The organism is Candidatus Pantoea floridensis, assembly GCF_900215435.1.
In the GTDB taxonomy this organism is placed as follows: domain Bacteria; phylum Pseudomonadota; class Gammaproteobacteria; order Enterobacterales; family Enterobacteriaceae; genus Pantoea; species Pantoea floridensis.
The window spans coordinates 311,705-325,115 of record NZ_OCMY01000002.1; the positions used below are offsets into that span (position 1 = coordinate 311,705).

12 protein-coding genes are annotated in these 13,411 nt (G+C 52.7%); 5 read left to right on the top strand and 7 right to left on the bottom strand.

The window, feature by feature from the left end; genetic code table 11:
* Nucleotides 1-6: 6 nt before the first annotated feature.
* Nucleotides 7-543, bottom strand: coding sequence for a tetratricopeptide repeat protein (locus CRO19_RS22050; RefSeq protein WP_097097973.1), 537 nt, complete (start codon nucleotides 541-543; stop codon nucleotides 7-9).
* A 207-nt stretch (nucleotides 544-750) separates the two neighbouring features.
* On the opposite strand from CRO19_RS22050, the gene CRO19_RS22055 reads away from it, so the two are divergent.
* The gene (locus tag CRO19_RS22055) at nucleotides 751-1,926 is read left to right on the top strand and encodes an efflux RND transporter periplasmic adaptor subunit (protein ID WP_097097974.1); all 1,176 of its coding nucleotides are present in this window, start codon (nucleotides 751-753) and stop codon (nucleotides 1,924-1,926) included.
* Nucleotides 1,923-3,860 carry a MacB family efflux pump subunit gene (locus tag CRO19_RS22060; protein ID WP_097097975.1) on the top strand — a complete coding sequence of 646 codons (1,938 nt, stop codon included), beginning with the start codon at nucleotides 1,923-1,925 and terminating at the stop codon, nucleotides 3,858-3,860. The genes CRO19_RS22055 and CRO19_RS22060 overlap by 4 nt, the downstream gene beginning before the upstream one ends.
* A 211-nt stretch (nucleotides 3,861-4,071) precedes the next feature.
* On the opposite strand, the gene CRO19_RS22065 is transcribed toward CRO19_RS22060, so the two are convergent.
* Nucleotides 4,072-4,899 carry a MurR/RpiR family transcriptional regulator gene (locus CRO19_RS22065; RefSeq protein WP_097097976.1) on the bottom strand — a complete coding sequence of 276 codons (828 nt, stop codon included), beginning with the start codon at nucleotides 4,897-4,899 and terminating at the stop codon, nucleotides 4,072-4,074.
* Nucleotides 4,900-5,053: 154 nt separating this feature from the next.
* Here CRO19_RS22065 and CRO19_RS22070 point away from each other — a divergent pair, with 154 nt between their 5' ends.
* Both CRO19_RS22070 and CRO19_RS22075 read left to right on the top strand, forming a co-directional pair.
* A complete protein-coding gene (locus tag CRO19_RS22070; protein WP_097097977.1) occupies nucleotides 5,054-6,613 on the top strand; it encodes a PTS transporter subunit EIIC in 1,560 nt (519 codons plus the stop codon).
* Entirely contained in the window at nucleotides 6,610-7,299 is a 690-nt protein-coding gene (locus CRO19_RS22075) for an N-acetylmannosamine-6-phosphate 2-epimerase (protein WP_097097978.1), read from the top strand. The genes CRO19_RS22070 and CRO19_RS22075 overlap by 4 nt, the downstream gene beginning before the upstream one ends.
* Nucleotides 7,300-7,462: 163 nt before the next feature.
* Here CRO19_RS22075 and CRO19_RS22080 read toward each other — a convergent pair whose 3' ends face one another.
* The 5 genes from CRO19_RS22080 to CRO19_RS22100 form a co-directional block, all read right to left on the bottom strand.
* The gene (locus CRO19_RS22080; RefSeq protein ID WP_097097979.1) at nucleotides 7,463-7,774 is read right to left on the bottom strand and encodes a cupin domain-containing protein; all 312 of its coding nucleotides are present in this window, start codon (nucleotides 7,772-7,774) and stop codon (nucleotides 7,463-7,465) included.
* A gap of 140 nt (nucleotides 7,775-7,914) precedes the next feature.
* Nucleotides 7,915-8,130, bottom strand: coding sequence for a YdgH/BhsA/McbA-like domain containing protein (locus tag CRO19_RS22085; RefSeq protein WP_097097980.1), 216 nt, complete (start codon nucleotides 8,128-8,130; stop codon nucleotides 7,915-7,917).
* Between the two features lie 195 nt (nucleotides 8,131-8,325).
* Nucleotides 8,326-8,541, bottom strand: a complete 216-nt coding sequence (locus CRO19_RS22090) for a YdgH/BhsA/McbA-like domain containing protein (RefSeq protein ID WP_097097981.1) — start codon at nucleotides 8,539-8,541, stop codon at nucleotides 8,326-8,328.
* A 118-nt stretch (nucleotides 8,542-8,659) separates the two neighbouring features.
* Nucleotides 8,660-9,556, bottom strand: a complete 897-nt coding sequence (locus CRO19_RS22095; protein ID WP_097097982.1) for a dihydrodipicolinate synthase family protein — start codon at nucleotides 9,554-9,556, stop codon at nucleotides 8,660-8,662.
* A gap of 115 nt (nucleotides 9,557-9,671) precedes the next feature.
* Complete coding sequence (locus tag CRO19_RS22100) at nucleotides 9,672-10,760, bottom strand: YncE family protein (protein ID WP_097097983.1); 1,089 nt, start codon at nucleotides 10,758-10,760, stop codon at nucleotides 9,672-9,674.
* 458 nt (nucleotides 10,761-11,218) lie between these two features.
* Between CRO19_RS22100 and fhuE the strand changes: the two genes are divergently transcribed.
* Nucleotides 11,219-13,378 (top strand): ferric-rhodotorulic acid/ferric-coprogen receptor FhuE, encoded by a 2,160-nt coding sequence (gene fhuE, locus CRO19_RS22105; protein ID WP_097097984.1) that lies wholly within the window; start codon nucleotides 11,219-11,221, stop codon nucleotides 13,376-13,378.
* Nucleotides 13,379-13,411 lie beyond the last annotated feature (33 nt).

Consider the following 13,411-nt stretch of genomic DNA (forward strand, 5'->3'; position numbering starts at 1 on the left):
ACATCGTCAGGCTTCAGGATGTCCCTGAATGGCCGCGTGTAAATCGCGGTACTCTTCGCAATCAACGCCACATAACGATTTAATAATGGTGAGCTGCTCTTGCGCCAGATCCGGACGACCTTTGATCATCCAGGCTTCCCCGAGGTATTCGCGCACTTTGGCATATTTGGGATCCAGCGCGATCGATTTCTGATAATAACGCATACCTTCATCGGTGCGTCCCAGCTTGCGCGTGGCATAACCACGATAATTCCACGCTTCTTTCGTGTTCTGATTATGTAACGTATCCAACAGAGTTAATGCAGCCTGGTATTCGCCTTTTTTCGCCAGATGATAGGCGTATTGGGTCTTATCACTGTCGCTCAGCATGCTGGTTTTTTCTGGCACGCAGGATTTGGATTTACTGTCATAAACCTGACCTTTCGGGCAATCCGGCGTTTTTTTGTCGCTATCATCGTCGCCCATCGCCAGTGCAGCCGGTACATGCAGCGCCAACAGCAAAGCCGGCATCGCTAACCAACGTAACTTCATTATCGTCTTCATCATTTTTCCTCACGGAGTGACATGTAACGCTAAGTTGTACTGAGTTAAAAAGTGACTCAGATAGGCTGTAAACAACTCAACTCACATTTCTATTCGGAAAAATTTACTTTTATTCCACTGCCACGTACTGCTGGCAAAAAACCGGCGAATTTTCTCCAGTTTGTCCCATTTAATGATTATGATTCTCACTTCATAAAAGGGACGCTTATGCTCAATATCTCAAAGAAGTGGTTGTCGATCGCGCTCGCGCTGCTCATTATCCTGCTGCTCATCTGGCACTACGCCGGTTCAGGCACTAAACCGAATACCGTTGTGACCGCCGTGGTGCGCCAGGGCGACATCGAAAATGTGATTGCCGCAACCGGCAAAATGGATGCGGTGGAACGCGTCAATGTGGGGGCTCAGGTCTCCGGTCAGGTAAAAAAACTCTATATCAAGACCGGCGACAACGTGCGTAAAGGAGAGCTGATTGCCGAGATTGACGATCAGCCCCAGCGTAGCGATTTGCGCAATGCTCAGGCAGCGCTTAGCGTAGCGCAGGCCGATTTAGCGACGCGTGAAGCCACGCTGGTGCGACAGTCGGCGCAGTTCAAACGTTTGCAGCAGATGATTAAAACCAATGCGGTATCGCGCCAGGATTTTGACGAAGCCGCAGAAGCGTGGAGCATTGCGCAGGCGGAGCTGACGGCACAGAAAGCGCGCGTGATTCAGGCACAAATTGAGGTAGATAAGAAACAGCTCGATCTCGGTTACACCCGCATCATGGCGCCGATGGACGGCACCGTGGTCGCCATTGTCACCAAACAAGGCCAGACGGTGAATGCCGTGCAAACCGCGCCGACTATCGCCAAGCTGGCGCAGCTGGGCACCATGACCATCAAAGTGCAGATTTCTGAAGCAGACATCAATAACGTTCAGCCAGGCCAAAAGGCGTGGTTCACAACTTTCTCCAACCCGGATAAGCGCTATAACGCCACTTTGCGCAGCCTCGAACTGGCCCCCGAATCGGTGATGAAAGATGATGCGCTGATGGGCAACAGTGAAAGCACGCCGAGCAGCACGACGAACGCCGCAGTCTATTACAACGCCCTGCTCGATGTGCCGAACCCGGACAATGCGCTACGCATCTCCATGACGGCGCAGGTCAATCTGCTGCGCGATGCCGCTAAAAATACCCTGCTGGTGCCGGTGCAGGCGACAAAGAAAGATGCCGACGGTAAAACTTACGTCGAAATCCCTGATGCAGAAAATAAGCCGGTTAAACGTCTTATCACCACCGGCATTTCTGACAGTGTTGATATTCAGGTGCTGAGCGGATTAACAACCGGTGAAAAAGTGATTCTTGCTACCCAGACGGCGGGCGCAGACAAGGTGGTGATGTGAATATCATCGAACTGAAAAACATTCAGCGCAGCTATGTTAACGGTTCGCAATCTCTGCACGTGCTGAAAAACATTAACCTGAGCATCGCCAGCGGCGAGTTGGTAGCGATCATTGGACCTTCCGGCTCGGGAAAATCCACGCTGCTGAATATTCTTGGCTGTCTTGATGCGCCGGACAGCGGCGATTATTTGATTGGCGGCCAGCATACCGCCACGTTATCACCGGACGCGCTGGCGAAAGTGCGGCGTGAACATATTGGCTTTATCTTCCAGCGCTATCATTTAATGCCGGACCTTAGCGCTTTAAGCAACGTTGAAATTCCCTCCATTTACGCCAATCTGCAAGGCAAAGCGCGGCTGCAACGGGCGGCGGCGCTGCTGGCACGTTTGGGTCTGGAAGGACGCGAACATCACAAACCGGGTGAACTTTCCGGCGGCCAGCAGCAGCGCGTGAGCATTGCGCGCGCGCTGATCAACGGTGCTGAAATCATTCTCGCCGATGAACCGACTGGCGCGCTGGACTCACATTCCGGTGAAGAGGTGCTGCGTATCCTGCACGATCTCAATCGTGAAGGTCACACCGTGATCATCGTGACGCATGATATGAAAGTGGCACAGCACGCCGATCGTATTATTGAGATCCAGGATGGTGAGATTTTTGCCGATAGCGGTCGCAAACAGGACACGACGCGCGCGCGTTATATCCCCGCGGCCCGAAAAAGTCAGAGCAAATTGCGCGGATGGGTTGATCGCTTGCGTGAATCGCTGCGCATGGCGTTGAATGCCATGAACGCACATCGGCTCCGTACCGCATTGACCATGACCGGCATTATTTTTGGCATCGCGGCGGTGGTTACGGTGGTAGCACTCGGCCAGGGCGCACGGCAAAAAACGCTGGAGAGTATCTCCGGTCTCGGCACCAACGTGGTGTCGGTGTACGCCGGTGGCGATTTTGTCGAAGATGAAGCGCACCCGGTTTTGACCCTGGTGATGGCAGATGCGGAAGTGATTGCGCGTCAACAGTTTGTCGCTGCTGTCAGTCCGGAGATGATCGCCAGCCAACCCATCCGCTATCTCTCTAACGCCTCGAAGACCTCGGTGTATGGCGTGGGTAAAGAATATTTCCAGATTCAGGGTATCAAACTGCTGGAGGGCAGCAACTTCAGTGATGAACGCCATGCACGCCAGGAGATCATCATTGATACCAACACGCGCAACAAGCTGTTTGGTGAACACGGCGACAGCCCAATTGGCAAAATGATCGTATTGGGTTCAGTGCCGGTGCGCGTCATTGGCGTCGCGGATAATAATGATGGCATGTCACCTAACCGGCTCAGCGTCTGGCTGCCGTGGAGCACGGTGATGTATCGCATCAGCGGGCAGACTGCGCTTACCAGCATCAGCATTAAGTTAAAAGATGACGTGGTCAGCGGCCCGGCGGTGGAGTCGTTGACGCAACTACTGACTACGCGACACGGCACCAAAGATTTCCTGATGTTTAACCGCGATAAATACCGTAAAGCCATTGAAGATGCGGCGGCAACGTTAACCTTGTTGATTCTGTTAGTGGCATCAATTGCGCTGATGATTGGCAGCATTGGCGTGATGAACATCATGCTGGTGTCGGTCACGGAACGTACCCACGAAATCGGCGTGCGCATGGCGGTTGGCGCGCGGCGTGGTGACATTATGCAGCAATTTATGATTGAAGCGGTGCTGGTATGCCTGGTCGGCGGATCGCTCGGCGTCGCGTTAGCGCTGGTGATTGGCCCCATTATTAGCCTGCTGGCGGGCGGCATGATCACCGCAATATTCTCGTGGCAATCGGCAGGCGCAGCCTTTGCCTGCTCCACCATTATCGGCATGATTTTTGGCTACTTGCCGGCCCGCAAAGCGGCGCGCATGGATCCGGTCGCGGCATTAGCCAGCGAGTGATTTGAAACGGTGCGCCTACAACTTCGTAGGGTCGCCATTTATGGCGTAATGCCGCTCACTTAAGCAAAAAAATGCCTGTTTATGCAGGTGCGCATGAATGCTCACCCTACGAAAACCCGGCGATATCCACGTAGGGTCACCATTCATGGTGACCGATTCACGCTTAACTGACGAGCATTACGCCATTTATGGCGACCGTTAAGCACACAGCTCAGATCAACATCGGCAAGGTCGCAGTGGCCGTTTGCTGACTTGCCGCCAGATAACGCGCATCGTGCGTCATCAGTTCATTAATCAGCACTTCTACCAGCAGCATCGCTCCCACTTTACCGCCCAGCGCTCCGGCATTGAACGGCCCCTCGGGGCGCGCGGCCACCAGCAACATATCCGCTAAACTGCCCATCGGACTGCGCAGCGTATTACTCAACATCAGCACCTGAGCGCCCTGCTTTTTTGCCACCTTCACCACGTGCATCACATCTTTAGTCGATCCGGAAGCAGAGATAGCGATCACCAAATCGCCCGTGGATAAAGTCGAGGCGTTCATCGCCGCGCGATGCATATCACCAAATAGCTGTGCCGATTTACCTAAGCGCAACAAACGATAGTGCAAATATTCACCGGTGATCGCACTGGCGGCTACGCCGTAAATCTGGATCGATTTGGCCTGATGCAGCGCATCTACCGCCTGCTGAAGCACTTCGCGATGAATGAATTTTCCGGTATCGCGTAATGCCTGCACGGTTTCTTCTACCAGCATGTCGATGCTATCACCGCTGGCGATCGCCGCGGGCTGGCTGTGCTGTACATCCAGCGCCAGCGCCATTTTGAATTCGGTATAACCTTTGCAGCCCAAATGACGGCAGAGACGCGTCACGCTGGCTTCGCTGGTTTCGGTCTCGCGCGCCAGCTCGGTGATGGTGAGATACAACACTCTCTGCGGTTCGGTGAGTATGAAATCGCCCAACTTTTGCAGCGTTGGGCTGTAGCCCGGCAATCCCTGTCGCAGGTGCAGCAAGATGTTTTCATTGTCCGTCATGGCAGCCTTCCCTTTTCGCGTCGTTGATGGCGCACAGTGTGCAGCAGATTAGGGCATAAGTGAAAGCTATCACAATAATGATGGAAATTTTCATCTGATGAATTAAATTGTGGTAATAATTTTTACCACAATAGCTCATCAAGGATAAAAATTTATGTCATCACACTTTAGCGGTGCTTCCTCAGGCAGCTGGTTTGAAAAAGCCCAGCGCTTTGGTAAGTCGTTTATGTTGCCAATTGCCGTTCTCCCGGCGGCGGGATTGCTGCTGGGTATTGGCGGCGCCCTCTCCAATCCCAACACGATTCAAGCCTATCCATTTCTCGATGTTGCCTGGCTACAGGGCGTGTTCACAATCATGGCGAGTGCCGGTTCGGTGGTGTTTGCCAACCTCGCGGTGCTGTTTGCGGTGGGTGTCGCGGTAGGATTGGCCAAAGGTGATAAAGGGACTGCGGGTCTTGCCTCGCTACTGGCTTATCTGGTGATGAATGCCACCATCAACGCGCTCCTCACGCTAACCGGCGTGATGGCAGAAAGCCATCTCAGCGCGGTGGGACAAGGCATGGCACTCGGCATTCAGACGCTGGAAACGGGCGTGTTTGGTGGCGTAATTATTGGCTTGGTGACGGCAATACTGCACAACCGTTACAACAAAATTGCGCTGCCGCAGTTTCTTGGCTTCTTTGGCGGCTCGCGTTTCGTGCCGATCATCAGTTCGTTGGCCGCCATTTTAGTCGGTGCGGCGATGACTATCGTCTGGCCGCACTTTCAAAAGTTGATTTTTGGTCTGGGCGGGTTAGTGGATGCAACCGGCTATTTCGGCACCTTTATTTACGGCTTCGTGCTGCGCATGCTCGGCCCGTTTGGCCTGCATCACATCTTCTATCTGCCATTCTGGACCACAGCGCTTGGAGGGAGCGAAGTGATCAATGGGCATTTGGTGGAAGGGACGCAGCGTATCTTCTTCGCCCAGCTCGCCGATCCCACTACGCAGCAATTCTATGTCGGTACATCACGCTTTATGTCCGGTCGCTTCATCACCATGATGTTTGGCCTGATTGGCGCATGTCTGGCGATGTATCACACCGCCAGACCGGAAAATCGTAAGCGCGTGGCCGGCTTGTTGTTATCAGCGGCGTTAACCTCCTTCCTCACGGGCATTACCGAACCGATTGAGTTCTCATTTCTCTTCGTTGCGCCGGTGCTCTACGTGATTCACGCCCTGTTCGATGGCCTGGCGTTTATGATCGCCCACCTCCTGCATATCACCATCGGCCAGACATTCTCCGGCGGCCTGATTGATTTCATTCTTTTCGGCGTATTACAGGGCGAAGCGAAAACCCATTGGTGGTATGTACCGCTGGTTGGCGTGCCGTGGTTCCTGCTCTATTACTTTTCCTTCCGCCTGCTGATTAGCCGTTTCAATTTCAAAACTCCCGGCCGCGAAGACAGCAACATCGAAAGCGCTCCCTTGGTGGTTGGCGAGCGTCCACAGCAGGTGATCGCCGCATTAGGCGGCAAAGCGAATATTGTCGAGCTGGATTGCTGCGCCACACGCTTGCGTATCACCCTGCTGGATGGCAGCAAACTCAATGAAGACGCACTGAAAGCCACCGGCGCCCGCGCGGTGATCCAACGTGGCAAAGGCGTGCAGGTAATTTATGGTCCGCACGTCACCATTATCAAAAATGAAGTAGAGGAGTTACTCGCGCTATGAAAGCACCCATGCTGGCACAGATTAAAGGAAAACTGGTGGTCTCGTGCCAGGCGCTGGAAAATGAGCCGTTGCACAGTCCATTTATTATGTCGCGCATGGCGTTGGCGGCCAAAGAAGGCGGCGCGGCAGCGATTCGCGCTAATAGCCTGATTGACGTGCAGCAGATTATGCAAACCGTAAATCTGCCGATTATTGCCATTATCAAGCGCGACTATCCCGGCAGCGATGTCTATATCACCGCCACCTTGCAAGAAGTGGATGAGCTGATGGTGGCGAACCCCGCGATGATTGCTCTGGATGCTACGTTCCATCAACGCTCTGGCGACCTGCAGCTGCCCGCGCTGGTGGCAGCAATTCGCCAGCGCTATCCACAGCTGCTGCTGATGGCCGACATTGCTACGGTTGAAGAGGCCCGTCAGGCATCTCAGTTAGGCTTTGACTGCGTGGGCACCACGCTGCACGGTTACACCGCGGAAACGCAAGGCTGTTATTTGGCGGCCAATGAGTACCGCTTTCTGCGCGACGTGCTTGCAGCGGTCAACGTGCCGGTGATTGCCGAAGGGAATGTTGAAACGCCAGCTATGGCGGCACGCTGCCTCGCCCTTGGGGCGCATGCGGTGGTGGTCGGCGGTGCGATTACGCGTCCGCAACAGATCACTCGTCGCTTTGTGGATGCGATGCGTTAACGGTGCGGTGCCCTTAAAGGGCACCGCTAATAAGGTTATCCACAATCCCCGTGCGTAGAGTCGGCGTTATCCTGTGGATAAAACTCTTCTTACTGCATACAGCGCCTGATACACGCGCGCGGTTACTTTTTGCACGATTCATAAGCACGGCTGTGGCAGCCGACTAAATCGAGCCCGCTTTCTCAATCACCAGCACGCGCGCTTCGCCTTGCGGATGCGCGACATGTTCAGTGCCGATGCTGGCATAAAAGATATCGCCGGTATTGAGCAACACGCTTTGCACCTCTCCCGCTTCGCGGTAATGCATCTCTACCGTGCCATCCAGCACCGCAAACACTTCTTCTCCGTCATTGATGTGCCATTTGTAAGGTTGATTGGTCCAGTGCAAACGCACGCTGGTGCCTGAGAAATTTGCGATGTCTAGCGCATCCCATGCATTAGCGGGTGTGTAATTTTTACTGACATACGTTTTCATGACATATCCGATTAACTGAGGACTGCAACGATATTACACACCACGCCTCGCAAGCGTGGGACAGGTGCAGACCATTTACGGACATCCAGATACAGCAAAGCCGCCCGGAGGCGGCCTTAACACAACGTCTATTCAGAGACTTATTTGTACAGCTCAGCAGTCATGTGAACGCGGTTATTGGTGTTAGCTTCAGTAATTTTATACTGTGCGCCCTGCTGCTGTGCCTGAGCGGCAATTTTCGCTTCTGCGCCATCAAGCGTTGATGACTCAACTGAAATGCTTTGTGCAAAGCTGGCAGCAGACATCAGTGAAAGAGCGGCAACGGCGGCGATAGACAGTGTTTTGATGGTTTTCATGGTCATAATCCTTAGTGGTTTATTAAGAAGGCTGTGTGCCTTCGATGAAAATAATAATAACTCAGGTTATCGTTTCAATATTAACCATTAGTGCGATCACGATAACTTACGTAACTATACGCTTCGGCGAGTTTTATATACAAAAAAGGCCGCCCGTAGGCGACCTGTTCTGGCACATCCGTATGCAACCATCCTTTATTTATACAGTTCAGCCGTCATGTGTACGACATTACCGTTGCTGGCTTCCAGGATGCGATATTGCTCGCCATTCTGTTTGGCCTGCGCAGCAATTTTGGCCTCAGCACCATCCAGAGTCAGCGAAGTGGCGGAAACGGTTTGTGCGAAGCTCGCAGCAGACATCAATGAAAGAGCGGCGGCAGCAGCGATAGTCAGTGTTTTGATAGTTTTCATGGTCATAATCCTTTAGGTGTTTGTTGTGAAGGCTGTGTGCCTTCGATGGAAACAATGATAACCAATGAAACTATTATCAGATTAACTATTAGTGCGATCACAGTTAATTACCTAACTATCACTCACCCAATTCCAGCCCGACAATCACTTTATGGACTTCGGCAGCCTCGGCGGCAGCTAGCGGTCGCAACGGCCGCGGCAGACAATCCATCTCTGCCAGTCCCAAATTGCTTGCTGCGGCGGCGATGACGCGAAGACTTCCGCCGTGCCTGGTAAACAGCGCCCAAAGCGGTGCCAGACGTTGTGCCTGTGCGGCAACGCTAGCAAAATCTCCCGCCATTGCCGCATCAGTGATGGCTTTAGCGGTGCGCGGGAACAGTCCGCCACACACCGAATACCACAGGTCGCAACCGGCGATCAGCCCTGCACCCGCGAACGCATCGCCGCTCACGCCAATCGAGACGCGTGCTGGGAAGTCTGCACGCAATGCCTGTACCCGCTCCGTGGCGGCTGCAATATCCGCAGGTACGCCGGGGATTTTGATGGAAGCAATATGTGGCAGCGTGGCGATGCGGGCATGTAACGCATCAGAGAAAACAGTGTGGGTCGTACCGGGATTATCGTAAACGCAGATCGGCAGTGACACATGCCGCGAGACATCCTGATAAAAGCCAAACACCTCTTCATCATTCAATTTTTGATACGAAACGGCCGGTAGTAATAAGGCACTCGCGCCAGCCTGCTGCGCATCATCGGCCAGCCGCAGCACCTCATCAGTACTTATTGCGCCAATACTTACCATCACCGGAATGTTATCCGCATGCTGAACGGCCAGGGTAGCAATGCGCTTGCGCTGTTCACGCGTAAAATAGGCGTAGCTGCCGGTGGAACCTAATATGCCAAGCGAATCTACTTGAGCATCAGTTAGCCTTTTGAGGATGTTAAGAAAAGCTTTTTCGTCGATACCAGAAGCATTCAGCGGAGTCAGAGGAAACGCACTTAAACCTTTAAACATAACCAGCGCCTTATTAAGAGATAACAGTGAACAGAATCTTTTCCTGCTTGGTTATAAGCCATGAGAAACAAAAATGCCCTCTTACGAGGGCATAATTAACGCTGCAACCACAATCTTATTTCAGTGAGATACGCGCAATCTGATCCTGGCCTTTAGTGGAGGAGTCTTTATTGAACTCCGCTTTCAGCGTGACATACAAAGTATTGTTGTCCGGACCAATCAGCAGGCTATTTGGATGGTTATCAAACGACCAGCTGTTTTTCACCGCATAGGTGGTGGCATCCAGCTGCAGCACTTTCTTCGATTCGCGCTGGCTAATGTAGATCTCATTACGCTTAGCATTAAACTTGATGCCCAGCGCATCACCTTCGATGCGTTTAATCACTTTGCCAGTACGCTCATCGAATACCAGCGTGGTCTTGCCTTTCGAATCATCGGTAACAAACAGTCGACCGGTGTCCGGGTCTTCCGCCATGTTCAGGAACAGGTACTCTTTGCCATCGCCCGCAGTCCAGCGTTTTTCAATCTTATGCGTACGTGGATTGATCACCAAAATCTCACCTGCACCGTTGGTGGCATAAATACGCTCCGTCAGCGGTGAATAGATGATACCGGTTACCCATTTGCCCGCATTCTGGATGGTTGCTTTCAGCTTAAAGCTTTTCTCGTCAACCACGGAGATATAACCGGGATCCGCCACGCGGCCGACATATAACTCGTTACCGTGCCACAGCACTTCACGCGCGCCCGCCGGATAACCTTCTTTATCTTTCTTACCTGGGAAGACTAAACGCTGCAAAACCTTCCCCGTTTGCGCGTCCACTTTGGAGAGGGCGCCATCCAGCGAGTTGGTGGTGTAGAACACGCTGCCTTCTTCATCAATCGCGGTACCGAAGTTTTTCAGATCGGTATGCGTTACCCCTTTGGTCGCCAAAGTGGTGGGATCGAGGCGGTAAATCACGCCGCCGTTGACGTCTTTGAAGCTCTGAGCACTGGCAACATAGAGCGCTTTCGCAGCAGGCGAGTACGCCATTTCATACAGTCCGTCACCCAGCGTGCGTTGGGTCAACGCAGTATCAGCAGGCTTGGCGGCAGCAGCTGGCGCTTCAGCTTTTTTAGCGGGTGCCTGACAAGCGGTCAGGCTGAATGCGGCAACAACCGCTGCAGCAACGGCCGCTTTGCGCGGGCTAAATAACGATTTCATGCTCAACTCCATCAATGGATGAACGGCCCCGTAGCACCTGTGCGCGTACGGAAAACACAAGAAGAATGAGAATCATACGCATTAGCATGAACTTAGCAACTCTTCCGACGCTTTTATCCCCTCCACACGCATTTCATTCCGGGAATAACGCTTTTCCAGACCCGCAAACGTCTTCAGAATTCACCCTACGTGCCAAATAAATGTGAAAACGTTGGCAATTAACGGGTTATTTTCATACATAACCAATTGATATTTATCAAGTACACATATTATTACAATTGCAGAGGAAACCTTCCGAGAATATCTAAAGCAAATGATTATCATTGCCCTTCTCATTTGTGGCTTAACAGCGTTATGCGTGTTTCTCTCCCTGCCCTTGATGGCGGTATTGGAGTAACACTAATGATAAGAACTGGAGCGCAACAGCTTCAAACAACGCTGTTTTTATAGGAAGTTTTATGTCTGGCATCAGGAATACCTTTAGCGTCTCAATACTGGCTATGGCGATACATGCCCTGCTCAACCCAGCCGTGGCACAAGCAGCGGCCTCCAGCAGCAATAGCCAACAGGATTTGGTAGTGGATGCGACAACCAGCGCGGATGAAGACAATGAAAAGCAGGATTACGCCGTAAAAACCACGCGTGCTGGCACAAAATTGTTGCTGACCCCGCGCGATGTTCCGCAATCGCTGAGCGTGGTAACCCAGCAGCGTATGCAAGATCAGAATCTGCAATCGGTGAACGATGTGCTGACCAATGCCACCGGCATTTCCACCAATTTGATCGATAGCGAGCGTTCGGAATACTACTCGCGCGGTTTTAAAATCAGCAATTTCTCTTACGACGGCATTCCAACTTCGGTTAATGACAGCTGGAATTACGGTGATGCCGCATCTGATACCGCCATTTACGATCGCATCGAGATTGTACGCGGTGCCACCGGCTTAATGACCGGTGCGGGCAGCCCCGCAGCATCCATCAATATGGTACGCAAGCACGCCGATAGCAAAACCTTCACCGGTTCGATCAGCGCCAGCTACGGCAGTTGGAACAAACAGCGCTACGTCGCCGATCTCTCAGCGCCACTGAATCAGGATGGCAGCTTGCGCGGCCGTGTCGTAACCGGTTACAGCGATGAAGATGGCTGGCTCGACCGCTACCACAAAACAAAAAAATTCCTCTATGGCGTGCTTGATGCGGATATCACCGAGCACACCACCCTGTCGCTGGGCTACGACTATGAAGACGCCAACACCGGAAATCCGACATGGGGTGGCTTACCCATGTTCTATAGCAATAACGCCACCACACATTACGATCGTAGCCTTAACTCCGCGGCTAACTGGGCGCGTTATAACACCAACTCCCGCAAAGTGTTCGCCGATATCGACCATAACTTCGATAACGGCTGGAATATCCACGTTAACAGCACACACGCGGAGAACACGTTCAACGATAAGTTGTTATATGTGATGGGCAATGCCGATCAGGATACGGGTGAAGGCACCACCGGCTACGGCAGCATGGATCGTGGCAAACGCCAGATGGACTCTTTCGACGGTTATGCCAGCGGCCCGATTGAACTGTTAGGTCGTCAGCATCAGTTAATGGCGGGCGTCAGCTATAGCCGCCAGCACAACGCGACATATAGCCAGGATGGCGTCACGGATCTGGAAAACTACGATATCGCCACCAGCGATATGGGGATCTTCAATAACAGCTGGAACGGCAACATTGCCGAACCGCAGTGGCAAGGCTGGTATCAGAACGCTAATGACACTATCCGCCAGAAATCGGCCTACACCGCCGCGCGTTTCTCGCTGGCCGATCCGCTTTCGCTGATTATTGGTGCGCGTTACACGCAGTGGAGCACCAATGGCAGCAGCGGCGACATGACCAAAAGCAACACTACGCCGTATGCGGGTTTGGTGTATGACATTAATGATACCTGGTCCGCTTACGGCAGCTACACCTCCATCTTCCTGCCGCAAACCTATCGCGACACCAGCGGCAAATATCTGTCACCGGTTACCGGTAAAAGCTATGAAACCGGGCTGAAATCTGCCTGGTATGATGGTCGATTAACGGCGACGGTTGCAGTGTTCCGCATTGAACAGGATAACGTTGGGCAGGCAATTGATGGTGTTTATCTTAGCGGCAGCGAGCAGGCATACGCGCCGGCCAAAGGGGCGGTCAGTAAAGGTGCGGAGTTTGAGCTGAATGGAGCGCTAACGGATAATCTGCAGCTGACTTTCGGTGCCACACGCTATGTCGCTCGGGATAAAGAGGGTCGCTTCAACAGCTACCAGCCGCAAACGTCTTTCAAGCTGTTTACGCGTTATCAACTGCCAATGCTGCCCGATCTAACGGTTGGCGGGGGGCTGAACTGGCAAAATCGCGTGTTTGAAGACGCGACCAATGCCACTGGTGATACCGTGCGCGTTTATCAAGGTAGCTATCCGCTGGCATCCTTGTTTGCGCGTTATCAGGTTACTAAGCAGGTGACAGTGCAGGCTAACGTAGATAACCTCTTTGACCGCGAATATTACAGCTACATGAACAGCTACGTATATGGCGCACCGCGTAGCTTCTCAATGAGCCTGTCATATCAATTCTAATCTATCCGGATCACCCAACAAGGTAAGGTGCGC

What these genes read in the sequence shown, in the direction of transcription:
- CRO19_RS22090 (WP_097097981.1), bottom strand. Translation starts at nt 8,541, where the DNA reads ATGAAAACTATCAAAACACTGACTATCGCTGCTGCCGCCGCTCTTTCA.
- CRO19_RS22055 (WP_097097974.1), top strand. Translation starts at nt 751, where the DNA reads ATGCTCAATATCTCAAAGAAGTGGTTGTCGATCGCGCTCGCGCTGCTC.
- CRO19_RS22100 (WP_097097983.1), bottom strand. Translation starts at nt 10,760, where the DNA reads ATGAAATCGTTATTTAGCCCGCGCAAAGCGGCCGTTGCTGCAGCGGTT.
- CRO19_RS22075 (WP_097097978.1), top strand. Translation starts at nt 6,610, where the DNA reads ATGAAAGCACCCATGCTGGCACAGATTAAAGGAAAACTGGTGGTCTCG.
- CRO19_RS22050 (WP_097097973.1), bottom strand. Translation starts at nt 543, where the DNA reads ATGAAGACGATAATGAAGTTACGTTGGTTAGCGATGCCGGCTTTGCTG.
- CRO19_RS22095 (WP_097097982.1), bottom strand. Translation starts at nt 9,556, where the DNA reads ATGTTTAAAGGTTTAAGTGCGTTTCCTCTGACTCCGCTGAATGCTTCT.
- CRO19_RS22065 (WP_097097976.1), bottom strand. Translation starts at nt 4,899, where the DNA reads ATGACGGACAATGAAAACATCTTGCTGCACCTGCGACAGGGATTGCCG.
- CRO19_RS22085 (WP_097097980.1), bottom strand. Translation starts at nt 8,130, where the DNA reads ATGAAAACCATCAAAACACTGTCTATCGCCGCCGTTGCCGCTCTTTCA.
- CRO19_RS22080 (WP_097097979.1), bottom strand. Translation starts at nt 7,774, where the DNA reads ATGAAAACGTATGTCAGTAAAAATTACACACCCGCTAATGCATGGGAT.
- fhuE (WP_097097984.1), top strand. Translation starts at nt 11,219, where the DNA reads ATGTCTGGCATCAGGAATACCTTTAGCGTCTCAATACTGGCTATGGCG.
- CRO19_RS22070 (WP_097097977.1), top strand. Translation starts at nt 5,054, where the DNA reads ATGTCATCACACTTTAGCGGTGCTTCCTCAGGCAGCTGGTTTGAAAAA.